Genomic DNA, 22402 nt, shown 5'->3' on the forward strand with positions numbered 1-22402 from the left:
GCGCCGAAGCCGGGGGATGCAACCACCCGGCCCTTACGTCAACCTCAGCCTTGGTCGTCTTTGGACTTGAGCGCCTTCAGGGCCGCGAACGGTGAAATTTCCGTCGGCTCCTCCGGTTGCACGAACTCCGCGCCCGGCTTGCGCGGGAACGGATCAAGCGACAGCACCAACTGCTCGACCGCATACTGGCCCAAGTCGATCTTGCCGTCCTCGATCACGTCGGCGTCTTCTTCATCCAGCGTGACTTCGATCTCATCGGTTTCCTCGGGCTTGGCCTCGACAAGCTGAATGGAAAACCGGCGATCCACATCGACCGGCAATGGCTCCAGCGTCAGGCCGCAGGTCTGCACCGCATGCGCGGTCACTCTGCCCTTCATCGTCCATTCGCTGGTCGACGGCGTCGGTTTGATTTCCAGATCGACGGCGAAATCGTCCAGCCCCTGAAGATCGAGGCTGCGGGCGATTCGCTTGCGAGTGTCTGCATCCGGCTCCAGCCGGCGGCTCAGGCCCGCGCCGATCTGATTGACCCGCACCGTTTCGCTGTAGGGGAGCGTCGCGCTCATCTCGTTCAAACTTCCGCCCAGGCCGGCGTCGCCAGCACCTTGTTGAAATCCTGCGCCGCCAAGGCCGCGCGTGTCGTCAGCGCATAGCGCGCCAATGTGTCCGCATGGGGCGCTTGCGGATCCGCATAGACATTCTTCGCCATCGCCTCCGCCAAAGCCGCCGCATCGCCGGCGCGCAACGGCTGCTCATAGGCGTTCATCCGGCCGTAGAGGGCTTCGCCCAGCTTGCGCATCTTCTTGCCGACGGCGACGTCGCCCACGCCTTCTTCGCGCAGGACGTGATCCAGCGCCGAGACATAGACGTCGAACACCGCCTGAGCCGCATCCTGGCCCTGAGCCGTGTTCTCATCGCGCAGCCGCAGCACCAGCAACAGCACATGCAGCGTGTAGAGCTCGAATCGCGCGTCGATGCGGTCGTCGACCGCCAGGTGCGTGTAGAAGGCCGGATTGCGGGCCTGGCTGACGGCCTTCGCGTAGAGATCGTCGCCGAGACGGACGCCGGACCGGGGTTTGAACAGGTTTTTCAGCATGGGTTCCAACGGCCCCTTTTCCGCCGCGCCGTTGAACTAGGACGCAGGTCCGTCTAGGTCAAAGACCTTGTTCTCTCGCAGGCGCCCGACCATGTCCCGTTTCGTCCCGCTTTTTGTCGCTGTTTCGCTGGCCGGCCTGTCCGCCGCCTGCGCCCCGACCATCGGCTCTAACGGCTTCCAGGCCATCGACGCCAAGCCGCAAGACGTGGTCGCCGGCACGGACACCAAGGAAACCGTCCTCGCGAAGCTGGGTTCGCCTTCGACCACCTCGACGTTCGAGCCGGATCAGGTCTGGTACTACATCAGCCAGACGACCGAGAAATACACCTACAACCTGCCCAAGGTTTCGACGCGCACCGTGACCGAAATCACCTTCGTTCCGCAAAGCGATCAAGTGGCGTCGGTGCGGACTCTTGGCCTCACGGACGGCGAGCAGATCGCCATGAACCGCAACGAGACGCCGACGCGCGGTCGTGAGCTGACGGTTCTGGAACAACTGCTGGGCAACGTCGGCCGTGGCCAACTGCCCCGCACCGAGGACGACACCCCCGGCCAGCGCCGCCCCGACTGAGGCGGCTCATCTTTCCAAAGAAAAGATGCCCCGGAGATCGCTCTCCGGGGCGTTTCATAAGGGCTGAGCTTTTAGGCTAGCCGATGGTCCCGCTCGCCAGCACCGCCAGCAGCAGCAGGGCGACGATGTTGGTGATCTTGATCATCGGGTTCACCGCCGGACCCGACGTATCCTTGTAGGGATCGCCCACCGTATCGCCGGTCACGGCCGCCTTGTGGGCTTCTGAGCCCTTGCCGTGGACGACGCCGTTCTTGTCGGTGAAGCCTTCCTCGATCACCTTCTTGGCGTTGTCCCAGGCGCCGCCGCCTGATGTCATCGAAATGGCGACGAACAGGCCGGTGACGATCACCCCCATCAGCATGGCGCCGAGAGCGGCAAAAGCGTTCGCCTTGTCCGAAATGCCCAGCACCGCGACGAACAGGACGATCGGCGACAGCACCGGTAGCAGAGACGGCACGATCATCTCGCGGATTGCCGCCTTGGTCAGGATGTCGACCGCCCGGCCGTATTCCGGCTTCACCTCATAGGTCATGATGCCAGGGTTCTCCCGGAACTGGCGCCGCACTTCCGCGACGACCGATTCGGCGGCGCGTCCCACCGCCATCATCGACATGCCGCCGAAAAGGAACGGCAGCAGTCCCCCGAACAGCAGGCCGACGACGACGTAGGGATTGGTCAGATCGAAGGCGATCTCGCCCATCCCGGCAAAGAAGGGATAGTCCGCCGGGTTGGCCGAGAAATACTGCAGATCCGACGTATAGGCGGCGAACAGCACCAGCGCGCCGAGGCCCGCCGAACCGATGGCGTAGCCCTTGGTCACGGCCTTGGTCGTGTTGCCCACGGCGTCCAGAGCATCCGTCGAATGCCGCACATCGCTGGGCAGACCCGCCATCTCGGCGATGCCGCCGGCGTTGTCGGTCACGGGTCCAAAGGCGTCCAGCGCCACAATCATTCCCGCCACACCCAGCATGGTCGTGGTGGCGATGGCGATGCCGAACAGGCCGGCCAGCTGGAAGCTGGCCACGATGCCGACGATGATCGTCAGCGCCGGCAGCGCCGTCGCCTCCAGCGAGACGGCCAAGCCCTGAATGACGTTGGTGCCATGCCCGGACACCGACGCGTTGGCGACCGATCGCACCGGACGGAAGCCGGATCCGGTATAGTATTCGGTCACGACCACGATCGCCGCCGTAACGGCCAAGCCGACCATACCGGACCAGAACAGCGCCATCGGCTGGATTTCCAGACCGCTAGCCGTCACGATCGGCCCCGTCACCATCTGGTCGATCACCCACCAGACCGCGCCGATGGACAGGACGCCGGTGACGATAAGCCCTTGATAGAGGGCGCCCATGATGTTGTTCGACTTGCCTAACCGCACGAAGAAGCTGCCGATGATTGAGGTGACGATGCACACCGCGCAGATCGCCAGCGGCAGCACCATCATCAGATCTACATAGGGCTGGCCCCTGAAGAAGATCGCGGCCAGCACCATGGTCGCGACAGTCGTCACGGCATAGGTCTCGAATAGGTCGGCCGCCATGCCGGCGCAATCGCCGACGTTGTCACCCACATTGTCGGCGATGGTCGCGGCGTTGCGAGGATCGTCCTCGGGAATGCCGGCCTCGACCTTACCCACCATGTCGCCGCCCACGTCGGCGCCCTTGGTGAAGATGCCGCCGCCCAGGCGTGCGAAGATCGAGATCAGGGAGGCGCCGAAGCCCAGCGCCACCAGCCCGTCGATCACCTCACGGCCTGTCGAGGCCAAGCCCAGATGCTGGGTCAGCACGATGTAGTAGCCTGACACCCCGATCAGGGCGCCGCCGGCTACGAACATGCCCGTGATGGCGCCCGAACGGAACGCCAGGTTCAACCCTTTGGACAGGCTTTCGGACGCCGCCTGAGCCGTGCGCACATTAGCCCGCACCGAGATCAGCATCCCGGCGTAACCGGCCGCACCGGACAGGACGGCGCCGATCAGGAAGCCGACGGCGGCGTAAGCGCCGATCAGGAAATAGGCGGCGATCAGGATCACGATCCCGACGATGCCGATGGTCAGATATTGCCGCTTCAGATAAGCCGAGGCGCCTTCCTGGATCGCGGCGGCGATCTCTCGCATCTTGTCGTTGCCGGTGCTCGCCTTCATCAGCACGGCGGTCTGAGCGGCGCCATACAGCACCGCCAGCACACCGGCCGCGAAGACCATCGTAAGTGAGTTCGTCATTGGCGTTTCCATGCCCTTGCAAACAGGCGCGCAGGCCTTGGCGCGGTCGGGCGTTATCGCCTCTGTCCGCCTTCCGGTCCCCCCGCACGCGGCGAACGCGTCAGTGCGTTCTTTGGGATTTGCAAAGGGAGCCTGTCATGGCAGGCGGAGTGACGCAACAGCGGTCACTCAGCCTGTTCAGCGGGCGGTCTGCATGCCCGTTCGGCGACGCGGCGACTGGCTGACGACCTCGACGCGTCGCACGGAGCCGCGACCCGAGATCGCTGCAGACGCCGCCACCAGCGAGGCGGACAGGGCCCGCTCGTCCAGCCGTGTCCAGTCGCCGGGCACGGTGAAGGGCGTCTTGTGGGCCGCGCGAACGACGGCGTCGCGGAAGAAGGCTTCCTTGGGCTTCATCTGCTCGACGGTCTTGCCGGCGCCCAGTTCGAGCCTGAGGGCGACAAACACGTAGTTCCGCAAACGCCCGCCCTCGATGACAGGCAGGCCGAGGCCTGCGATGCTCAGGGCCGCAGGCGCAGACTCGGTTTCGCTGCCGGAGGCGGCGGCGCGACTGGCGGCGGCGCCGGTCAGAGCAGCGGTTCCGGCGGCGATCAGGGTTCTACGGTCCATCACGACATCATGCCGGACGGGCGTTAGGATTCCCTTGCCGCCTCAGCCGTGGGTCCAGCCGCTTCTGGCCATCGGCACGGGCTGAGCGTCGTAAAGAACAGTCAGGCCCTGCCCAGCGGTGACCTCGCCGATGCGGGTCAGACGAATCAGTCGGCGCTCGGCCTCGCGACGCAGGGCGTCTTCGTGGCGCGGATGGGCGGTGAAGGCGATCTCGTAGTCGTCGCCGCCACTGGCGAGATCTTCCAAAGACAGCTGCGGATCGACCCGGTCGTCGAACCAGGCCTGGGCCGCCGCGGACAGGGGCAGGACGTTCAGGTTAAGCGCCACACCGACCCTGCTGGCCTGCGCGATATGGGCTAGGTCGGAGGCTAGGCCGTCCGACACGTCGACGGATGCGGTGGCGAACTCGCGCACGATGTCGGCGAAGTCGGTCCGTGGCGTCGGCATCCGGTAGTGGCTGACCAAAGCCTCCATCCGCTCAGGCGCCAGACCCAGCTGCCCTTGCGCCGCCTTGAGCCCCAATAGCCCGTCCCCGATCACGCCGGTGACGAAGACGAGGTCGCCGATCTGCGCGCCTGCGCGAGAAACGGTCTTGCCCGTCGGCGCCCACCCCAGGGCCGTCAGCGAGAAGGACAGCGGGCCGGGCGTCTTGACCGTGTCGCCGCCGAGCAGATGAACGCCGAACCGAGCCTGATCCTCGGCCAGCCCGGAAGCAAAGGCCTCGCGCTCGGGCCAGCCGCAGCGTTCCGACCAGAAGCAGGCCAGCAGATAGCCGAACGGCTCAGCGCCCTTGGCGGCAAGGTCCGACAGGTTCACCCGCAGCAGCTTCCTGGCGACCGTGTCCAGCGGATCGTCAGGCAGGAAATGCACGCCCTCGACGATGGCGTCCTTGGTCAGGACGAGGTCATAGCCGGGGCGTGACGGCAGCGCCGCCACATCGTCGGCCAGCCCCCTGCCCCACTCAGGATGGGCCAGGGGCTTGAACAGCCGCTCGATCGTCTCGAACTCGCCCGCGACGTCGAGCGCCGGCATTATTTGCGGGTGTCTTTGGCCACGCCGTCCAGCGCCGCGTTGACGAAGCGCGCCTCGGCGTCGTCGAAGAAGGCCTTGGCCAGTTCGACATATTCGTCGATCACGACCTCGCGCGGGGTCTCGGGATGCTTGATCAGCTCCCAGGCGCCCGACCGCAGCAAGGCGCGCAGGGTGGCGTCGATCCGCTCCAGCTTCCAGTTGGAGGCCAGGCGGGCCTTGATGGCCGTGTCGATGTCGCGCTGGCTTTCGATCACGCCGCGCACGATGTCGGCGAAATAGGCCTCGTCGGCCTCAGCCAGGGCCTCGCCCTCGATGTCGGCGTCGAAGCGGAAGTTGGAGAATTCGGTGATCACCGTCTCCACGCCCTCGCCCGCCAGTTCCATCTGATACAGGGCCTGGACGGCGGCGAGACGCGACACGGTGCGGGCGCGACGCTGTTTGGAGCTCAGATTGGGCTCGGCGCGCTGCTTTGCGGCTTCGGCGAGTTGTTCGAGGACGGCTTTGACGCTGTTCGGTTCAGTCATGCGCCGACGCCATGACGCAACCGCTTCTTCAATGCAATGAGGTCCAGGCACGCCTTGGCCGCGCCGCCGCCCTTATCCCCTTCCGAAAGACGGGCCCGATACCAGGCCTGATCTTCGTCCTCTGTCGTCAGGATGCCGTTGCCGATGATGACGCCCTTGACGCCCAGCGCCATGATGCCGGCCGCCGACTGATCGGAGACGATCTCGAAATGGTAGGTCTCACCACGGATGACCGTCCCCAGCGCCACATAGCCGTCATAGCGGGGTGCGGTCGGGAAGCGGCCGGCCTCCTCGGCCAGGGCGATGGCCGGCGGCACCTCTAGCGCGCCAGGCACGGTGATGACGTCGAAGTCGGCGCCGCGCGCCTTCAGCGTCTCCTTGGCCCCTTCCAGCAGGGCGTCGGCCAGGTCGTCGTAGAAGCGCGCCTCAACGATCAGAATACGGGGGGCTTCGGTCACGCCTTGGTTTCTCCATCCATGTCGCGCCAGCCGACAATGCGCAGGCCGTAGCCTTCCAGCGCCGTCGGTTCGGGTCGCGTCGAACTCATCACGATCATATCCCTGACACCCAGGTCCAGCAGGATCTGGGCCCCCACGCCATAGGCGCGCAGCGATCGATCCATCGCCGCCGGCTTGTCCGCGCCCGCCAGCCGTTCGGCCAGCGAGTTCAGCGACGGATCGCGCAGGAAGACGACCACGCCGGGGCCGTCATGCTCCGTAATCTGTTTCAGGGCGCTGGGCACATAGTCCTGGCGCGCCTCGACGTGGCCCAGCAGGTCGCAGGCGAAGTCCACCTGGTGCATCCGCACCAAGGTCGGTTTGGCCGGATCGATGCGCCCCTTGACCAGGGCCACATGCTCGGCGCCCTCAATGGTGTTCTTGTACAACATCAGGCGGAACGGTCCGCCGTGAACGCTCTCGAACGGCGTATCCATGATCCGTTCGACGAAGCGTTCGGTGCGGCGACGATAGGCGATCAGGTCGGCGATGGTGCCGATCTTCAGCCCATGCAGCTGGGCGAAGGCTACCAGATCGGGCATCCGCGCCATCTCGCCGTCGTCCTTGATGATCTCGCAGATCACCCCGGCGGGGGTCAGGCCGGCCATGCGGCTGATGTCCACGGCCGCCTCAGTGTGGCCGGCGCGGACCAGAACGCCGCCGTCGCGCGCGACCAGCGGGAAGATGTGTCCCGGCGAGACGATGTCGTCCATGCCCTTTGACGCATCGGTCGCGACATGGATGGTACGCGAGCGGTCGGCGGCCGAGATGCCGGTGGTGACGCCGTCCTTGGCCTCGATCGAAACGGTGAAGGCGGTCTTCATGCTCTCGCGGTTGTCGGCGGCCATCGGCGGCAAACGCAGCTGCTGCGCGCGCTCGGCAGTCAGGGCCAGGCACACCAGGCCGCGCGCCTGGCGGATCATGAAGTTGATCTGGTCCGGCGTGGCGAACTGGGCGGGGATGATGATGTCCCCCTCGTTCTCGCGATCCTCGGCGTCCACCAAGATGTAGGGACGGCCGTTGCGGGCGTCTTCCAGAATGTCCTCGATAGGACTGATGGGGCTGTCGTTCATGTTCGCGGCCTGGGCTTGCATCACGCGGTCTCCTGCCACCGCGCGAGGTATCGCGCCAGCATGTCGATCTCCAGATTGACGGGATCGCCCACTTTCAAGCGGCCCAGGGTCGTCATGTCCCAGGTGTGGGGGATAATGTTCAGCGAGAAGACCTGCCCCTCGACGGCGTTTACGGTCAAAGACACGCCGTCCACCGTGATCGACCCCTTTGCGGCGATGTAGCGATGCAGGGGTGCGGGGGCCTCGACCTCGATCCGGTGCGATCCGCCTTCGGGCGTGATCGAAACCACCCGCCCAAGACCATCGACGTGGCCGGATACGACGTGGCCGCCCATCTCATCGCCCAGCTTGGCGGCCCGCTCCAGATTGACGCCGTCGCCGGTCTTCCAGGCGCCCAGGGTGGTCTTGGACAGGGTCTCGTTCGACACCTCGACGGCGAACCAATCGGCGCCCTTCTCGGTCACCGTCAGGCAGCAGCCCGCGTGGCTGATGGAGGCGCCCAGGTCGATGCCGGCGGTGTTCCAGGCGGTCTCGATCTCGTAACGGCGGTCGCGATCGGTCTCGCGGACCTCGCGGACGCGGCCGATGTCGGTGACGATGCCGGTGAACATTTGGACTCTGGACCCCTTGGGAGAAAAATACCGTCTAATTCGTCTAATCGTCTAAATTGGACGGCGTCAGAGACGGGCGTAGCGTTCCCACAGATCGTCCCCGACGGGCTCGGCGCCCAGGCGACGGAACTTGGGGGCGTCGGTCAGCTTTGCAAGAGCCAGGGCGGCGACGCAGGGCCGCCCCTCCCCGCCCAGCAGGACCGGGGCGCGGAACCATTCCAGCACATCGACGGCATTGGCGCGCAGGAAAGACGCCGCGACCTGACCGCCACCTTCGATCAGAAGCGAGGTTGCGCCGGCGGCTTCCAAGGCTTTCAGCACGGCCGGGATGGTGGGACGACCGTCCTCGACGGCGACCTGCACCACCTTGGCGGCGCCGATACTGCGCGGTTCTGCGGCGGTCAGGATAAGGGTGTTTTCGCCCGCGACCTTCGCCGCCTGCGGCGTGCGCAGCCGGCTGTCCAGCACGACGCGCAAGGGCTGATCCACGCTGCGTCCCGGCAGGCGGGCGGTCAGTTCAGGATCGTCGTGCAGAACCGTCTCGACGCCGACCAGGATCGCGTCGTGGGCGGCGCGCAAACGGTGACCCTCAAGCCGCGCCGCTTCGCCGGTGATCCACTGGCTCTCGCCCGAGGCCGTGGCGATCCGCCCGTCCAAGGAGGTCGCCAGTTTCAGCGTGACCCGCATCAGGCCTTGCCGGACGGTTCGTCGAACCCTTCGTCGCCCAAGAACTTGGCGAAGTCGCCGGTGTGGCGGAAATCCTTGTAAACCGAGGCGTAGCGGACATAGGCCACCTCATCGACGCCCTTCAGCGCCTTCATGATGAAGTCGCCGACCGTGCTGGACGGGATTTCGGTCTCGCCCAGGCTTTCCAGTTGGCGGACGATCCGGTTGACCATCTGCTCGACCTGATCGGCCTGGACCGGGCGTTTGCGCAGCGCCACCCCCAGCGAGCGTTCCAGCTTGTCGCGATCGAAGGGCGTGCGCCGTCCATTGCGTTTCAGGATGACCAGTTCGCGCAGCTGCACGCGCTCGAACGTCGTAAAGCGCCCGTTGCAGTTCGGGCAGGACCGGCGGCGTCGAATGGCCGAGCCGTCGTCCGACGGCCGACTGTCCTTCACCTGGGTGTCCTGATGACCGCAAAAAGGGCACTTCATCAGGCGCTTATCCGTAGATCGGGAAGCGGTGCGTCAACTCTCGCACCTGGGCCGCGACGCCCGCGACCACGGCCGGATCAGCTTCGTCGCCGCCATTCATCGACGAGACGACGTCGGCGATCCAGTGGCCGATCTGCTTGAACTCTTCCTCGCCGAAGCCGCGCGTGGTGCCGGCCGGGGTGCCCAAGCGGACGCCCGAGGTGACGGTGAACGGGGCGGTGTCGAACGGCACGCCGTTCTTGTTGCAGGTCATCAGCGCCTTTTCGAGCTCATGCTCGGTCGCCTTGCCGGTCACGCCCTTGGGCCGCAGGTCGACCAGCGCCAGGTGACTGTCGGTGCCGCCAGAGACGATGGCCAGGCCGCGCTCGATCAGGACGCCGGACAGGGCCTGGGCGTTCTTGACCACCTGTTGGGCATAGCCCTTGAACTCGGGCTTCAGCGCCTCGCCGAAGGCCACGGCCTTGGCCGCGATGACGTGTTCCAGCGGGCCGCCTTGCAAGCCGGGGAAGACGGCGGAGTTGATCTTCTTGCCCAGATCGACGTCGTTCGAGAGGATCATGCCGCCGCGCGGACCGCGCAAGGTCTTGTGCGTCGTCGTGGTGACGACGTGGGCGTGCGGGACCGGGTCCGGATAGGCGCCGCCGGCGATCAGGCCAGCATAGTGGGCCATATCCACCATCAGATAGGCGCCGACGCTGTCGGCGATCTCGCGGAAGCGCTTGAAGTCGATGTGGCGGCTGTAGGCCGAGGCGCCCGCCAGGATCAGCTTGGGCTTCTCACGCTCGGCCATTTCGGCGACGTGGTCGTAGTCGATCAGATGGGTGTCTTCGCGCACCTTGTAGGTCACAGGGCGAAACCACTTGCCCGACTGGTTCGCGGGTGAACCGTGCGTCAGGTGTCCGCCGCAGGCCAGATCCATGCCCAGGAAGGTGTCGCCAGGCTGCAGCAGGGTGAAGAAGACCGCCTGGTTCGCCTGGGCGCCCGAGTGCGGCTGGACGTTGGCGAAGGCGGCGCCGAACAGTTGCTTGGCCCGCTCGCGCGCCAGATCCTCTGTCACGTCGACGAACTCGCAGCCGCCGTAATAGCGACGACCGGGATAGCCTTCGGCGTATTTGTTGGTCAGGACCGAACCCTGCGCGTCCAGCACCGCCTGAGATACGATATTCTCGGAAGCGATCAGCTCGATCTGTTCGCGCTGACGGCCCAGCTCGCCCTGAATGCCCTTGAAGACATCCGGGTCGGCGTCAGCGAGCGTCTTGGTGAAATAGGCGTCGTGGGTGAAGGCCGTCACGCTGGAATCCCCGGAAATCAGAAGCTGGCCTATCTATCCCCAGCCGGGCCCGACCACAACATCTTGTGGCGTGGCGTTGAATGGATAGCCTGCGGCGCCTAGGCGGTCGAAGCCTGCGGCGCGCGCCACTCGCGCCGCAGCGCGCCATAGATAACCATGTCACACAGACCCTTGTGGGTCATTTCGTGCTCCCTCAGACAGCCCTCTCGAACCAGGCCGAGGCTTTCGGCCAGAGCGATGGATGCGACGTTCTCAGCGTCGATTTCTGCATAGACCCGCCGATGCCCCTCACGTTCGAAGAGGTGGGAAATAAGAGCCGTCATGCACTCCTTAGCCGCGCCACGCCCTTGATGGTCGATGACCGTGACATAGCCGACTTCAAACACCCCGTCGTCCCGACCGGGAAAAGCGACGTATCGACCAGCGACGGCCCCTGTGGTTCGGTCTACGGCAATCCAGGTCCGACCGGGCCATGCGGGATCAGTCAACCAATCCGCCAGTTCCGCTTCGCTGCGGAAAGCGCCGCGCGACATGTAGAGACACTGCGCGTCGTCAGACAGGGTGGGAAAGAGCGCAGCCGCATCCTGACGAACCAACTTGCGCATTTCGAAGCGCGGGGTGTGTAGGGTGGGCGTATCAAGCATCGCCATAGTCTAAGCGGCGATAAGCACGCGCGCTATGTCGCCAAGGCCCGCCTCAGCTTGGCGATCGCCACCCGTTCGACGGACTTGGGTTCATTGACCGGCCCCATGGCGCTGACTTCCCGGCCTGTCGCGACATGGATGGCCGAGCATTTGAGGTAGGGGCCGTTGCGGGTGAATTCGACGATGACCTCTCCGAGGTCGTCGCCGTTCGTCATGCGGCCACGGGTCGGCGCGCCACGTTGCAGTGGGCGAACAGCTTGTCCATCGCCTGGACCAGATGATCCATCATGGCGTCGGTGTGGTTCGGCGACGGCGTGAAGCGCAGGCGCTCGGTCCCCTTGGGAACGGTCGGATAGTTGATCGGCTGAACATAGACGCCGTACTCGTCCAGCAGCATGTCCGAGATCATCTTGCAATGGACCGGATCGCCGACGTGCACCGGCACGATATGGCTCTCGCTTTCCATCACCGGAATGCCGGCGGCGGCGAAGCGGGCTTTCAGGGTCGCGGCGCGCTCCTGATGCTGAACGCGCAGTTCGGGATGCGCCTTCAGGTGACGCACCGAGGCCAGGGCGCCGGCGGTCAGGGCCGGCGGCAGCGAAGTAGTGAAGATGAAGCCCGAGGCCCAGCTGCGCACCGCATCGATGATCATGGCGTCGGCGGCGATATAGCCACCCATCACGCCGATCGCCTTGCCCAGGGTGCATTCGATGATGTCGATCTGGTCCAGCACGCCGTCGCGCTCGGCGACGCCCGCGCCGGTTTCGCCATACAGGCCAACCGCATGGACCTCGTCCAGATAGGTCAGGGCGCCGTATTTCCTGGCGAGCGCGATCGTGCCGGCCAGATCGGCGATGTCGCCGTCCATCGAATAGACGCTCTCAAATGCGATCAGCTTGGGCGCATCGGCCGGCGCCGCCGCCAGCAGGGCCTCCAGATGCTCCAGATCGTTGTGCATGAAGACGTGACGCTCGCCGCCGCCGTGACGGATGCCGGCGATCATCGAGGCATGGTTCAGCGAATCGGAGAAGGTGATCAGGCCCGGCAAGATCTTCTGCAGGGTCGACAGCGTCGCCTCGTTGCCGACATAGCCCGAGGTGAACAGCAGGGCCGCTTCCTTCTGGTGCCATTGGGCCAGCTCCGCTTCGAGATCAACGGCGGAGCGGGTCGTGCCGGAGATGTTGCGCGTGCCGCCCGCGCCTGCGCCTACCGCATCGATCTCACTATGCATGGCGTCCAGCACGACGGGGTGTTGGCCCATGCCGAGATAGTCGTTGGAGCACCAGATGACGACGTCCTGTTCGGAGCCATCCTCGCGACGACGCACGGCCTGCGGAAACTGACCGCGCACGCGCTTCAGATCGGCGAAGACGCGATAGCGTCCTTCGCTGCGAACCTGCTCCACGGAGCTATTAAAGGCGGCCTTATAGTCGAACAAACTACGCGTTCTTTCGCTTATGGCGATGTCTTTGCGTTGTTTGCTCTCCCGAAGCGGGCTTGTCCATGTCCGCCGCATGGACAAAACGCCCCAAACCCTTAATTGATAACAGTTCTCAGTATCGAGATCGATCAGCCCGGCTTGCGGAAGCGATAGACGAACTGGTCCGTCTTGCCGCGGATCTTCTCGTCGAAGACGTTCAGGCTGTGGTCGTCTGCGGGATTGGCGACGGCCTGGCTCTCGCCCTCATAAACGAAGCCAGCCGCCTCGACCTCGCGCTTCAGATAGTCGCCTTCGATGCGGTGCAGGGTCTGAACCGCCGAGATGCCCGTGCCGGGCGCGGCTTCATGGTCGATCAGGATGTAGCGGCCGCCGGGCTTCAGTGCCGCGAACACCGCCGCGTTCATTTTGGCCACGTCGGTATTGAAGCCAGGGATGTGGAAGTCGTGGTATTCCTGGCTCATGAAGATCATGTCCAGCGGCTCGGCGTAAATCATCGCGTCCAGCAGGCCGTTGACCCGCGTCACGTTCGAATAGGCGGCGACAAGCGCATCGGCCCCAGCGTTCTCGCGCGCCATCGTCCGCTCGGGCACGAAGGCGTAGACCCGGCCGGTCGGGCCGACCACGTCGGAAAACAGGCGCGTGAAATAGCCGGCGCCGGGGCGAATGTCGGCGACCTTGTCGCCCGGCTCAAGTTGGGCGAAGGCTAGAATTTCGGCCGGGTGACGCAGTGGATCACGCGCGACCTCTTCGGCCGGACGCTTGGGATCGGCGACCGCATCGGCATAGAGACTGGAATAGCCCGCCGGCTGCGCGTCGGCCGCCGGGGCGACGACGGTCCGCTCGCCGCCGTCCGAGTCGATGATGATGCAGCCGGACAGACCTGCCGCCAGAACCAGGGCCGTTGCACCCGCCGCCAATTTCCCGATCATCATCGTCTCCATCGATTTGTCGCGATAGGCTCGCATTTCGCCGATCCGCGCAAGCCGTCATCACGCACGAAACGATCCGACGCATCACGCGATTTGCGCAGCGGTCGTTGCGGCGCTAGTCCGACGCTGGATTTTCCAAGGTCTCGCCATGCTTCCCTATCAGCCCGCCCCCTTCCCGCTCGCCCGTCCGCGCCGCCTGCGGTCCAGCCCGTGGGTGCGGCGGCTGGTGGCGGAAACGACCCTGACGCCGGCCGATCTGATCTGGCCGTTGATCGTCCATGACGGCGCCGAGGATCGCGTCCCGGTCGCCTCCATGCCCGGCGTGTTTCGGCTTTCCCCCAAGGCGGCGGCGGCGGCGGCGGTCGAGGCGCGCGACCTCGGCATTCCGATGGTGGCCCTGTTCCCCAATGTCGACGGCGCGATCAAGGATGCGGTCGGCACCGGCGCGACCGATCCCGACGGCCTGATCCCCGACTGCATCAAGGCGATCAAAGACGCCGCGCCCGAGATCGGCGTCATGACCGACGTCGCCCTGGACTGCTACACCGACCATGGCCACGACGGGGTGATGGAGGGCGACCGCATCGCCAACGACGCCTCGCTGGACCGGCTGGCCGAACAGGCCTTCATCCACGCCCACGCCGGCGCCGATATCGTGGCCCCGTCGGACATGATGGATGGCCGCATCCAAGCGGTGCGCGAGGCGCTGGAGGCCAACAGGTTTCAAGACACGCTGATCCTGTCCTACGCCGCCAAGTTCGCCTCGGCCTTCTACGGCCCCTATCGCGACGCCGTGGGCTCTTCGGCGATGCTGAAGGGCGACAAGAAGACCTATCAGATGGATTACGCCAACTCCGACGAGGCGCTGAAGGAGGTGGCGATGGACCTGTCGGAAGGCGCCGATGCAGTAATGGTCAAGCCGGGCATGCCGTATCTGGATATCGTCCGGCGCGTGGCCGAGACCTTCCGCGTACCCACCTTCGCCTATCAGGTGTCGGGCGAATATTCGATGATGCAGGCGTCCATCGCCAATGGCTGGCTGGACCGGGACCGTGCGATCCTTGAAACCCTGCACGGGTTCAAGCGCGCGGGTTGCGCGGGCGTGCTGACCTATTTCGCACCGCAGGCCGCACGGCTGCTGGGCTGATGGGCGTGGAGATCCGGCCGATCACGAAGGCTGACTGGCCGGGCCTGTGGCTGATCATCGAGACCGTCACTCGCGCGGGCGAGACCTATACCTATCCGTTGGACATGGACGAGGGGCAGGCGCGCGTCCTGTGGATGCCGCCCGCGCCGGGCGGAACCTTGGTTGCGGTCGAGAACGGCCAGGTGCTGGGCGCCGCCAAGATCATTCCGAACCAGCAGGGAAACGGCGCCCACGTCGCCAACGGCAGCTTCATGGTCGCGCCCGAAGCGCGCGGGCGCGGCGTGGCCCGGGCGCTGGGCGAGGCCGCGCTGGCTTTCGCGCGGGATTCCGGCTTCCGGTCCATGCAGTTCAACGCCGTGGTCGAGACCAATACCGTGGCCGTCGCCCTTTGGAAGAAGCTGGGCTTCGAGATCGTGGGCACGGTTCCCGAAGCGTTCGATCACCCGACGCACGGCCTGGTCGGCCTGCACATCATGCACCGCCGGCTCTAGGCGTCAGTCGCGGGGTTGCAGTCGCGCCGCCAGACTGGACGTGTCCCAGCGGTTTCCGCCCATGGCCTGAACCTCGGCGTAGAACTGATCGACCAAGGCCGTCAGAGACAGGCGCGCGCCGTTCGTGCGCGCCTCGTCCAGCACCAAACCCAGGTCCTTGCGCATCCAGTCGACGGCGAAGCCGAAGTCGAACTCGCCCTTGGCCGCCGTCTTCCAGCGATTGTCCATCTGCCAGCTTTGCGCGGCGCCCTTGGACACGGCCTCATAGGCGGCGTCGGTGTCCAGTCCCGCGACCTGAGCGAAGTGGACGGCCTCGGCCAGGCCCTGGACGACGCCGGCGATGGCGATCTGGTTGACCATCTTGGTCAGCTGGCCCGTGCCGGCCGGTCCCATATGTTTGATGGCCTTGGAATAGGCCTTCAACACGGGCTCGACCTTCGCCAGGGCGGCGGCGTCCCCGCCGGCCATGACGCTGAGCTGTCCGTTCTCGGCGCCCGCCTGACCGCCCGACACCGGCGCGTCGATGAACGACCGCCCCTGCCCGTTCGCCAGTTCAGCCATTTCGCGCGCCACCTTGGCCGAGGTCGTGGTGTGATCGACGATCACAGCGGCCTCCGACAGATACGGCAAGGCCTCGGTCACGACGGCCCGCACGTCGTCGTCATTACCGACGCACAGGATGAACAGGTCGACGCCCCGCGCCGCTTCAGCCACCGTCGCCGCCGCCTTGCCGCCCGTCGCCGCCGCCCAGGCCTCGGCCTTTGATGCAGTCCGATTGAAGCCTGTCACGTCGTGGCCCGCCTCGACCAGATGACGGGCCATCGGGGCGCCCATGACGCCCAGGCCGGCGAATGCGATCTTCATGACAGGCTCCTTGATCCTGCCGTCGGACTAGGCCGCGCCGCGCCGGGGTTCAAGGTCAACGCCCGGTTAACCTTGGCCAGCCCACAATGGGACACCATTCGTCGGGGTGCGCGTCCATGTCCGTGAGCGATCGTCCGATCCTCATCAAGAAGGTGAAGAAGGTCTCCGGCGGAGGCCACCATGGCGGTGCGTGGAAGGTGGCCTATGCGGACTTCGTGACCGCCATGATGGCCTTCTTCCTGCTGATGTGGCTGATCAACACGACCGACCCTGAGCAAAAGCGCGGCATTGCCGAATATTTCGCGCCCGCCAGCGTGTCCGAAACGACCTCGGGCTCCGGCGGCATTCTGGGCGGCACATCGCTGGGCGACGACGGCGTCAAGAGCGCCGGCTCGCAGTCGGTGCTGGAAGAACTGGCGCCCGAGGCGCCCGCGACCGATCAGACGGGCTCCAGCCTGTCGTCCGCCAGCGACGCCGCTCTCCAGGCCGAAATCCAGAAGCGCGAGGCCGCCGAGTTCGCCAGCGCCGCCGAATCGCTGCGCCAAGCCATGCAGTCGATGCCGGAGCTGGCCGAACTGTCGAAACAGCTGATCGTGGACCAGACGCCCGAGGGGCTGCGCATCCAGCTGGTCGATCAGGAAGGCCGGTCGATGTTCGACAACAACTCTGCGCGCCCGAATGCCCGCGCCCAGGTGCTGCTGCGCGCCGTGGCCAAGGTGATCAACCAGTTGCCGAACCGCATCTCAATCACCGGACACACCAGCGCGGCGCCCGGCTCAAGCCGCGCCAGCGCCCCTGCTGACTGGAGCCTGTCTTCCGAGCGCGCCAACGGTTCGCGTCTGGTGCTGCAAGGTTCGGGCGTCGATCCCGACCGGGTCTATTCGGTGGCGGGCAAGGCGGGGTCCGACCCCCTCTACCCCGACGATCCGACCCTGGCCGGTAACCGCCGCATCGCAATCGTCTTGTTGCGCGAGGCGCCGGTCCTGCCGTCGGACACCTCGCTGTGATCCGGCTCGGCTGCAACGCGAACAGGCTTGCAGCCGGAACACGGATGACGCCAAATCGCGCGATGAGCGTTGTGTCGTCGCAATATTGGCAAGATCGGATGCGGACCTGAGGCCGTGACCCAGCACGTACCGACCCGACAGCTTCGCTTCTTCATGACCTCGGTCGCGCCGTGCCCCTATCTGCCGGGCAAGACGGAGCGGAAGGTTTTCGCCAATCTGCCCTTCTCGGACGGCGCGCACGTCAATGACGAGCTGACGCTGGCGGGTTTCCGTCGCAGCCAGAACATCGCCTATCGCCCCGCCTGCGAAGCGTGTGACGCCTGTGTCTCCGTGCGGCTGCCGGTGCCGGAGTTCACGTTCAGCCGCTCGCAGCGCAAGGTGCTGGCCCGTAACGCCGACCTGTCGCGCGACCTGGTTGAAGCCGAGGCGACGACCGAACAGTTCCAGCTTCTGCGCCGCTATCTGGCCATGCGGCATCCGACCGGCGGCATGAGCGACATGGGCTGGCTGGATTACATCGCCATGGTCGAGGACACGGCCGTGCGCACCCATCTGATCGAATACCGCCTGCCCTCTACAGACGGCGGGCCGGGCGATCTGGTCGCCGTGACCCTGACGGACCTGCTGAAGGACGGGCTGTCGATGGTCTACAGCTTCTATGATCCGACAATGGAGCGGCGCAGCCTGGGCCGGTTCGCCATCCTGGATCATGTGCGCCAGGCCGCCATCGTCGGCCTGCCGTTCGTCTATCTCGGCTATTGGGTCCAGGGCTCGGCCAAGATGGATTACAAGGCCGACTTCCGTCCGATGGAAACCCTCGGCAAGCTCGGCTGGTCACGCCGGGACGCCTGACGCGCCCTTCGCCGCAGCCGGTTCAAATCGTCATCGAAGCATCCTATGTGGGCGGCGACATTACGGAGCCGCGTCTTGCTGATTGTTCTTTCCCCGGCCAAGCGCCTCGATTTCACCGAAGCCGATGGGGCTATTCCCGGCAGCAACCGCCGGTTCGTCGAAGATACAGCCAGCCTGTCCAAAACCGCCAAGCGCCAGACCAAGGCGGACCTGCGTCGGCTGATGGGGATTTCCGACGATCTGGCGACCCTGAACGCCGCGCGCTTCAAGGCTTTCGATCCTGAATCCACAGAGGGCGTTCAGGCGGCCTTCGCCTTTGCCGGCGATGTGTATGAGGGCTTGCGAGCGCGCGAACTGGACGCCGACGCCTTGGCTTTCGCGCAGGATCATTTGCGCATCCTGTCCGGCTTTTATGGCCTGCTGCGTCCGTTGGACCGGATCCAGCCCTATCGCCTGGAGATGGGCACGCGGCTGAAGACGCGTCGCGGGGCGAGCCTGTACGACTTCTGGGGCGACCGGATTTCCAAACAATTGAACGAAGACGCCGAGGGCCAGTCGGATCCGACGCTGGTGAACCTGGCCAGCCAGGAATATTTCGGCGCCGTCGATGCTAAGGCTCTGAAACTGCCTGTCGTCACGCCTCAGTTCCGGGAAGAGAAGAACGGCGAGAGCCGCATCATCTCCTTCTTCGCCAAGAAGGCGCGCGGGGCCATGGCGCGGTTCGCGATCGACGAGCGCGTGGAACGGGTCGCGGACCTGAAGGCTTTCGACCGGGACGGTTATGCGTTCGACAAGGCCGCCTCGACCGACGCCGAGTGGATATTCATCAGATCGGGAAATTCTTGATCCCGACATCGACCTCCCGCTAATCTCGCCAAAACAAACGAAGGGGCGGATTTATGTCGCAAGAGCCTAAGGACTCCACGGGCGCTGACAGTCGGGCGGCACGCGGTATCGGCGATCTGAAAGGGCAGGTCGCGGTCATCACGGGCTCGACCTCTGGCATCGGGCTGGCTCTCGCGCGCGCCGTGGCGGCAGGCGGCGGTGAAGTCGTTTTGAACGGCCTGGGCGACCCCGCGGAGATCGAGCGCACCCGCGCCGATCTGGAGGCCTCATCCGGCGTTCGCGTCCTCTATCATCCGGCGGACATGACGCGTGGCGAAGAGATCGCCGACATGATCGCCTTCGCTGAACGCGAACTGGGCCGCCTGGATATCCTGGTCAACAACGCCGGCATCCAGCACGTTGAATCCGTCGAGAACTTCCCCACCGATCAGTGGGAAAAGATCATCGCCATCAACCTGTCGTCGGCCTTTTACGCCACGCGCGCTGCCATCCCGATCATGAAGGCGCAGGGGCGCGGCCGGATCGTCAACATGGCCTCTGCGCACGGTCTGGTGGCAAGTCCGTTCAAGTCCGCCTATGTCGCGGCAAAGCACGGCATAATCGGCTTCACCAAGACCGCAGCGCTGGAACTGGCGCGCGACAACATCACCTGCAACGCAATCTGCCCCGGCTTTGTCGAGACCCCGATCGTGACCAAACAGATCGCGGATCAGGCGCGCACGCGAAACATGACCGAGGAGCAGGTGCTGACGGACGTGATCCTGGCGGCCCAGCCCACAAAGCGGTTCGTCACGACGGAGGAATTGACCGGCATCTTCCTCTATCTGGTCAGCGACCTCGGCGCCTCGGCCAACGGGGCCAGCTTCTCCATCGACGGCGGCTGGACCGCGCAATAGCAAAGGAAGACGGCGGTCATGGCGATTTTTAAGCGCAAGACCGCCGAGGCGGCAGGCTCCGTTCCCGCCTCTCCCGCCCGACGTCCCATCTGCCTTGCACTTCAGGGCGGCGGCGCACACGGCGCCTTCCAATGGGGCGTGCTGGATCGTCTGTTGGAAGACGATCGGCTTGATATTCGCGCGGTGTCCGGCGTCTCAGCGGGAGCGATGAACGGCACGGCCTTGGTGTCGGGCCTCGCGTCAGGGGATGGCCGCGCCGCGTTGGACAAGCTCTGGCGAGAGGTGAATCAGTCCGGCGGTCGCAACGTCTTCGGCGACAGCGCGATTTGGAATGCGGCGCGGACGCCCGACTGGATCAAGGAGAACCCATTCTGGCGTGCGGGCGAGACGCTGGCGATGTCGATGAGTCCTTATGAATTCAATCCGCTGAATCATAATCCTCTGAAACGGGTTTTGCAGGCCTCGGTCGATTTCCGCGCCGTCCAGGCCTCGGACATCCGGCTTTTCGTCGCCGCCACCGCTGTGCGCCAGGCGAAAGCGCGCATCTTCCAGACGAATGAGATCAACGCCGATGTCCTGATGGCGTCGGCCTGCCTGCCCCATCTGTTTCAAGCCGTAGAGATCGACGGGGAGCCCTATTGGGACGGCGGCTATCTGACCAATCCGCCGCTGTGGCCGTTGACCGGAGATGACACGCCGGACGACGTGCTGTTGATCACACTCAATCCGATGGTGCGCGACGAGACGCCTAAAAGCGCAGGCGACATCGTCGATCGGCTGAACGAGATCGTCTTCAACGCGCCGCTGGTCGCCGAACTGCGCGCCATCGCCCTGGCGGGTGAACTGATCGAACATGGGCAGTTGCGGGGCGGCGGCGCCGGGCCTTATCGGCACGTCCGACTGCACGCGATCGAGGCGGACGGCTGGCTTTCGGACCTGTCGCTGCGATCCAAGTTCAACACCGAATGGGGTTTCCTCAACGACCTGAAGGCGCGGGGACGCGCGGCCGCCGACGATTGGCTGAACGCCTGCCTGGGCAGCGTCGGACGCCAGTCCAGCGTCGATCTTCAGGCCCGCTTCGGTTAGCCGACGAAGCCTGCGGCGCGGCGCAGACGGTCGTTGATGGCTTCACCCAGTCCCGTCGTCGGAATCGGCGAAACGGCGATACCCGTCGGCTGTGTGCGGTCGGCCTCGCGCAGCAGTCGGAACAGATTGGCGGCGGCTTCGCGCAGGTCGCCCGACGGGCTCAGACTCCAGCGCGGCTCACCGGCGTCAGGGCCAAAGCCGAGCAGGATCTCGCCGTCACGCGCAGCGCCGGCCTCGATGCGAACCGGCGCGTCCGGTGCATAGTGCAGGGTCAGTCGCCCGGGCGAACGATGCCCCTCTACGCCCTCTTCAATGGGACCAACGACCGCCTCGATCTCGGATCGAGTGATGGCGCCTGGACGCAGCAGGGCGACCCGTCCCCCCAGCACCGACACGACCGTGCTTTCCAGACCGACCTGGCAAGGCCCGCCATCGACAGCCGCTGAGACGGCAAAGCCCGTCTCCTCGACAGCATCTGTGAAGGTCGTCGGGCTCGGTCGTCCGGAACGATTGGCCGAGGGGGCCACGACCGGGCCGCCGAACGCCGCCAACACTTCCCTCGCCACCGGATGCGCCGGAACGCGGATCGCGACGCTGTCCAGTCCGGCGCGCGCCAAGTCGCAGACCCTGCGCGTGTCCAGGATTGGCGTGATCAGGGTGAAGGGTCCGGGCCAGAAGGCGTCCGCCAAGGCAAGTCCGAGCGGGCCGAGCTCGCCAATCTTGGCCGCCGCATCGACATCCACGACATGCGAAATCAGCGGATTGAACTTCGGTCGCCCTTTCGCGACGAAGATAGCGGCGACCGCCTCGGCATTACTTGCATCGGCTCCCAGTCCATAAACGGTCTCGGTCGGCAGCAGGATCAGATCGCCGTTCGCCAGCGCCTGAGCGGCTTGCAGCGGCGTTTGGCTCACGGTCGGCGCGGGATGATCGGGATCATCCGGTGCAGCACATTGTCCCGATCAATGAACTGGTGCTTCAGCGCCGCGATCACATGCAGGGCGATCAAGACATAGAGACCCTTCACCGCCAGTTCGTGCAGCCCCATCAGGCTGCGCGCTGCTTCGCGCCCGCCGCCGACGGGCAAGAGGGGCCAGGAGAAGAGGCCGAACCACTCGATCGCGCGCCCGCCCGCCGATGATGCGAGCCAACCGGTCATCGGAATGACGATCAGAGTTAGATAGAACAGGACGTGCGTCGCGCGCGCCGCCACCTTCTGCCATCGCGGCAAGGCCGACGGCAAAGGAATCGCCGGATGCGCCAAGCGCCATCCGATCCGCGAAAGGGTCAGCACCAGTATCGTCAGACCCAGCGACTTGTGCAGCATGACGAACTGGCCCGAAATCGGCCCTTCTGTATTCTCATGCGCCGTGATCAGCAGCACCTGCGCCAGAACGGCGGCGGCGATGCCCCAGTGCACCAGCAGGGAAACGGTCGAATATCGATTGCGGGGCTCGCCCATGTCTTCCCTTCCGCGACGGCACGGCGTCACCATGCATTCAGCCACTTTGCACTGA

The 22402-nt window shown here is 65.5% G+C and carries 27 protein-coding genes; 8 read left to right on the top strand and 19 right to left on the bottom strand.

Annotated features, from left to right (window positions below; genetic code table 11):
• Positions 1-44: 44 nt before the first annotated feature.
• Together GGC30_RS03075 and GGC30_RS03080 are read right to left on the bottom strand one after the other, a co-directional pair.
• Positions 45-563: a DUF177 domain-containing protein gene (locus GGC30_RS03075; RefSeq protein WP_153922687.1), complete on the bottom strand. Its 519-nt coding sequence runs from the start codon at positions 561-563 to the stop codon at positions 45-47.
• 5 nt (positions 564-568) lie between these two features.
• Positions 569-1093: a ubiquinol-cytochrome C chaperone family protein gene (locus GGC30_RS03080; protein ID WP_055753607.1), complete on the bottom strand. Its 525-nt coding sequence runs from the start codon at positions 1091-1093 to the stop codon at positions 569-571.
• 91 nt (positions 1094-1184) lie between these two features.
• Between GGC30_RS03080 and GGC30_RS03085 the strand changes: the two genes are divergently transcribed.
• Positions 1185-1664: an outer membrane protein assembly factor BamE gene (locus GGC30_RS03085; protein ID WP_153922688.1), complete on the top strand. Its 480-nt coding sequence runs from the start codon at positions 1185-1187 to the stop codon at positions 1662-1664.
• Between the two features lie 76 nt (positions 1665-1740).
• Here the strand turns inward: GGC30_RS03085 and GGC30_RS03090 are convergent, their stop codons facing one another.
• From GGC30_RS03090 to GGC30_RS03155, 14 genes are all read right to left on the bottom strand, one after another.
• On the bottom strand, positions 1741-3888 hold the full coding sequence (locus GGC30_RS03090; RefSeq protein WP_153922689.1) for a sodium-translocating pyrophosphatase: 2148 nt from the start codon (positions 3886-3888) through the stop codon (positions 1741-1743).
• 177 nt (positions 3889-4065) lie between these two features.
• Positions 4066-4497 (bottom strand): hypothetical protein, encoded by a 432-nt coding sequence (locus GGC30_RS03095; RefSeq protein ID WP_045811165.1) that lies wholly within the window; start codon positions 4495-4497, stop codon positions 4066-4068.
• Positions 4498-4539: 42 nt separating this feature from the next.
• A complete protein-coding gene (thiL, locus tag GGC30_RS03100) occupies positions 4540-5529 on the bottom strand; it encodes a thiamine-phosphate kinase (RefSeq protein ID WP_153922690.1) in 990 nt (329 codons plus the stop codon).
• A complete protein-coding gene (nusB, locus tag GGC30_RS03105) occupies positions 5529-6053 on the bottom strand; it encodes a transcription antitermination factor NusB (protein WP_153922691.1) in 525 nt (174 codons plus the stop codon). Before nusB ends, thiL begins: the two co-directional genes overlap by 1 nt.
• Positions 6050-6511: a 6,7-dimethyl-8-ribityllumazine synthase gene (gene ribH, locus GGC30_RS03110; RefSeq protein ID WP_017503913.1), complete on the bottom strand. Its 462-nt coding sequence runs from the start codon at positions 6509-6511 to the stop codon at positions 6050-6052. Before ribH ends, nusB begins: the two co-directional genes overlap by 4 nt.
• Positions 6508-7644 (bottom strand): 3,4-dihydroxy-2-butanone-4-phosphate synthase, encoded by a 1137-nt coding sequence (gene ribB / locus GGC30_RS03115; protein ID WP_055753613.1) that lies wholly within the window; start codon positions 7642-7644, stop codon positions 6508-6510. Before ribB ends, ribH begins: the two co-directional genes overlap by 4 nt.
• A complete protein-coding gene (locus tag GGC30_RS03120; protein ID WP_153922693.1) occupies positions 7644-8234 on the bottom strand; it encodes a riboflavin synthase in 591 nt (196 codons plus the stop codon). The genes ribB and GGC30_RS03120 overlap by 1 nt, the downstream gene beginning before the upstream one ends.
• A 66-nt stretch (positions 8235-8300) precedes the next feature.
• The gene (locus tag GGC30_RS03125; protein ID WP_055753615.1) at positions 8301-8921 is read right to left on the bottom strand and encodes a RibD family protein; all 621 of its coding nucleotides are present in this window, start codon (positions 8919-8921) and stop codon (positions 8301-8303) included.
• Positions 8921-9391, bottom strand: coding sequence for a transcriptional regulator NrdR (nrdR, locus tag GGC30_RS03130; protein ID WP_039245113.1), 471 nt, complete (start codon positions 9389-9391; stop codon positions 8921-8923). The genes GGC30_RS03125 and nrdR overlap by 1 nt, the downstream gene beginning before the upstream one ends.
• 7 nt (positions 9392-9398) lie before the next feature.
• Positions 9399-10682, bottom strand: a complete 1284-nt coding sequence (gene glyA / locus GGC30_RS03135; protein WP_039245111.1) for a serine hydroxymethyltransferase — start codon at positions 10680-10682, stop codon at positions 9399-9401.
• 98 nt (positions 10683-10780) lie between these two features.
• Entirely contained in the window at positions 10781-11326 is a 546-nt protein-coding gene (locus GGC30_RS03140) for a GNAT family N-acetyltransferase (RefSeq protein ID WP_228763561.1), read from the bottom strand.
• A 32-nt stretch (positions 11327-11358) separates the two neighbouring features.
• The gene (locus GGC30_RS03145) at positions 11359-11541 is read right to left on the bottom strand and encodes a hypothetical protein (RefSeq protein WP_153922696.1); all 183 of its coding nucleotides are present in this window, start codon (positions 11539-11541) and stop codon (positions 11359-11361) included.
• On the bottom strand, positions 11538-12764 hold the full coding sequence (gene hemA, locus GGC30_RS03150; protein WP_153922697.1) for a 5-aminolevulinate synthase: 1227 nt from the start codon (positions 12762-12764) through the stop codon (positions 11538-11540). The genes GGC30_RS03145 and hemA overlap by 4 nt, the downstream gene beginning before the upstream one ends.
• 131 nt (positions 12765-12895) lie before the next feature.
• Complete coding sequence (locus GGC30_RS03155; protein ID WP_228763562.1) at positions 12896-13696, bottom strand: class I SAM-dependent methyltransferase; 801 nt, start codon at positions 13694-13696, stop codon at positions 12896-12898.
• A gap of 148 nt (positions 13697-13844) precedes the next feature.
• On the opposite strand from GGC30_RS03155, the gene hemB reads away from it, so the two are divergent.
• Both hemB and GGC30_RS03165 read left to right on the top strand, forming a co-directional pair.
• Positions 13845-14843, top strand: coding sequence for a porphobilinogen synthase (gene hemB / locus GGC30_RS03160; RefSeq protein ID WP_153922699.1), 999 nt, complete (start codon positions 13845-13847; stop codon positions 14841-14843).
• A complete protein-coding gene (locus tag GGC30_RS03165; protein ID WP_153922700.1) occupies positions 14843-15334 on the top strand; it encodes a GNAT family N-acetyltransferase in 492 nt (163 codons plus the stop codon). Before hemB ends, GGC30_RS03165 begins: the two co-directional genes overlap by 1 nt.
• A 3-nt stretch (positions 15335-15337) precedes the next feature.
• Here the strand turns inward: GGC30_RS03165 and GGC30_RS03170 are convergent, their stop codons facing one another.
• Positions 15338-16198, bottom strand: coding sequence for an NAD(P)-dependent oxidoreductase (locus tag GGC30_RS03170; RefSeq protein WP_153922701.1), 861 nt, complete (start codon positions 16196-16198; stop codon positions 15338-15340).
• A 116-nt stretch (positions 16199-16314) separates the two neighbouring features.
• Between GGC30_RS03170 and GGC30_RS03175 the strand changes: the two genes are divergently transcribed.
• The 5 genes from GGC30_RS03175 (at position 16315) to GGC30_RS03195 (ending at position 20885) form a co-directional block, all read left to right on the top strand.
• Positions 16315-17205 carry a flagellar motor protein MotB gene (locus tag GGC30_RS03175; RefSeq protein WP_045811177.1) on the top strand — a complete coding sequence of 297 codons (891 nt, stop codon included), beginning with the start codon at positions 16315-16317 and terminating at the stop codon, positions 17203-17205.
• A gap of 114 nt (positions 17206-17319) precedes the next feature.
• Positions 17320-18057: an arginyltransferase gene (locus tag GGC30_RS03180; protein ID WP_370451849.1), complete on the top strand. Its 738-nt coding sequence runs from the start codon at positions 17320-17322 to the stop codon at positions 18055-18057.
• Between the two features lie 75 nt (positions 18058-18132).
• Positions 18133-18903 (top strand): peroxide stress protein YaaA, encoded by a 771-nt coding sequence (gene yaaA, locus GGC30_RS03185; protein ID WP_153922702.1) that lies wholly within the window; start codon positions 18133-18135, stop codon positions 18901-18903.
• 53 nt (positions 18904-18956) lie between these two features.
• Positions 18957-19799 carry a 3-hydroxybutyrate dehydrogenase gene (locus GGC30_RS03190; RefSeq protein WP_153922703.1) on the top strand — a complete coding sequence of 281 codons (843 nt, stop codon included), beginning with the start codon at positions 18957-18959 and terminating at the stop codon, positions 19797-19799.
• An 18-nt stretch (positions 19800-19817) separates the two neighbouring features.
• The gene (locus tag GGC30_RS03195; protein ID WP_153922704.1) at positions 19818-20885 is read left to right on the top strand and encodes a patatin-like phospholipase family protein; all 1068 of its coding nucleotides are present in this window, start codon (positions 19818-19820) and stop codon (positions 20883-20885) included.
• Here the strand turns inward: GGC30_RS03195 and GGC30_RS03200 are convergent.
• Positions 20882-21799 (bottom strand): L-threonylcarbamoyladenylate synthase, encoded by a 918-nt coding sequence (locus GGC30_RS03200; protein ID WP_370451850.1) that lies wholly within the window; start codon positions 21797-21799, stop codon positions 20882-20884. The two genes, GGC30_RS03195 and GGC30_RS03200, sit on opposite strands and share 4 nt — an antisense overlap.
• On the bottom strand, positions 21796-22347 hold the full coding sequence (locus GGC30_RS03205) for a cytochrome b (RefSeq protein ID WP_153922705.1): 552 nt from the start codon (positions 22345-22347) through the stop codon (positions 21796-21798). Before GGC30_RS03205 ends, GGC30_RS03200 begins: the two co-directional genes overlap by 4 nt.
• Positions 22348-22402: the final 55 nt, after the last annotated feature.

The sequence above is a fragment of the Brevundimonas sp. SPF441 genome (genome assembly GCF_009661015.1).
GTDB classification, from domain to species: domain Bacteria; phylum Pseudomonadota; class Alphaproteobacteria; order Caulobacterales; family Caulobacteraceae; genus Brevundimonas; species Brevundimonas vesicularis.

Bases quoted from the DNA above. Each gene is read 5' to 3' on its own strand.
- GGC30_RS03090 (WP_153922689.1), bottom strand. From the start codon at position 3,888: ATGACGAACTCACTTACGATGGTCTTCGCGGCCGGTGTGCTGGCGGTG.
- thiL (WP_153922690.1), bottom strand. From the start codon at position 5,529: ATGCCGGCGCTCGACGTCGCGGGCGAGTTCGAGACGATCGAGCGGCTG.
- GGC30_RS03145 (WP_153922696.1), bottom strand. From the start codon at position 11,541: ATGACGAACGGCGACGACCTCGGAGAGGTCATCGTCGAATTCACCCGC.
- GGC30_RS03080 (WP_055753607.1), bottom strand. From the start codon at position 1,093: ATGCTGAAAAACCTGTTCAAACCCCGGTCCGGCGTCCGTCTCGGCGAC.
- GGC30_RS03155 (WP_228763562.1), bottom strand. From the start codon at position 13,696: ATGATCGGGAAATTGGCGGCGGGTGCAACGGCCCTGGTTCTGGCGGCA.
- GGC30_RS03085 (WP_153922688.1), top strand. From the start codon at position 1,185: ATGTCCCGTTTCGTCCCGCTTTTTGTCGCTGTTTCGCTGGCCGGCCTG.
- GGC30_RS03190 (WP_153922703.1), top strand. From the start codon at position 18,957: ATGTCGCAAGAGCCTAAGGACTCCACGGGCGCTGACAGTCGGGCGGCA.
- nrdR (WP_039245113.1), bottom strand. From the start codon at position 9,391: ATGAAGTGCCCTTTTTGCGGTCATCAGGACACCCAGGTGAAGGACAGT.
- GGC30_RS03140 (WP_228763561.1), bottom strand. From the start codon at position 11,326: ATGCTTGATACGCCCACCCTACACACCCCGCGCTTCGAAATGCGCAAG.
- GGC30_RS03120 (WP_153922693.1), bottom strand. From the start codon at position 8,234: ATGTTCACCGGCATCGTCACCGACATCGGCCGCGTCCGCGAGGTCCGC.
- GGC30_RS03195 (WP_153922704.1), top strand. From the start codon at position 19,818: ATGGCGATTTTTAAGCGCAAGACCGCCGAGGCGGCAGGCTCCGTTCCC.
- nusB (WP_153922691.1), bottom strand. From the start codon at position 6,053: ATGACTGAACCGAACAGCGTCAAAGCCGTCCTCGAACAACTCGCCGAA.
- GGC30_RS03165 (WP_153922700.1), top strand. From the start codon at position 14,843: ATGGGCGTGGAGATCCGGCCGATCACGAAGGCTGACTGGCCGGGCCTG.
- GGC30_RS03170 (WP_153922701.1), bottom strand. From the start codon at position 16,198: ATGAAGATCGCATTCGCCGGCCTGGGCGTCATGGGCGCCCCGATGGCC.
- hemB (WP_153922699.1), top strand. From the start codon at position 13,845: ATGCTTCCCTATCAGCCCGCCCCCTTCCCGCTCGCCCGTCCGCGCCGC.
- ribB (WP_055753613.1), bottom strand. From the start codon at position 7,644: ATGCAAGCCCAGGCCGCGAACATGAACGACAGCCCCATCAGTCCTATC.
- GGC30_RS03205 (WP_153922705.1), bottom strand. From the start codon at position 22,347: ATGGGCGAGCCCCGCAATCGATATTCGACCGTTTCCCTGCTGGTGCAC.
- GGC30_RS03095 (WP_045811165.1), bottom strand. From the start codon at position 4,497: ATGGACCGTAGAACCCTGATCGCCGCCGGAACCGCTGCTCTGACCGGC.
- GGC30_RS03125 (WP_055753615.1), bottom strand. From the start codon at position 8,921: ATGCGGGTCACGCTGAAACTGGCGACCTCCTTGGACGGGCGGATCGCC.
- GGC30_RS03175 (WP_045811177.1), top strand. From the start codon at position 16,315: ATGTCCGTGAGCGATCGTCCGATCCTCATCAAGAAGGTGAAGAAGGTC.
- GGC30_RS03075 (WP_153922687.1), bottom strand. From the start codon at position 563: ATGAGCGCGACGCTCCCCTACAGCGAAACGGTGCGGGTCAATCAGATC.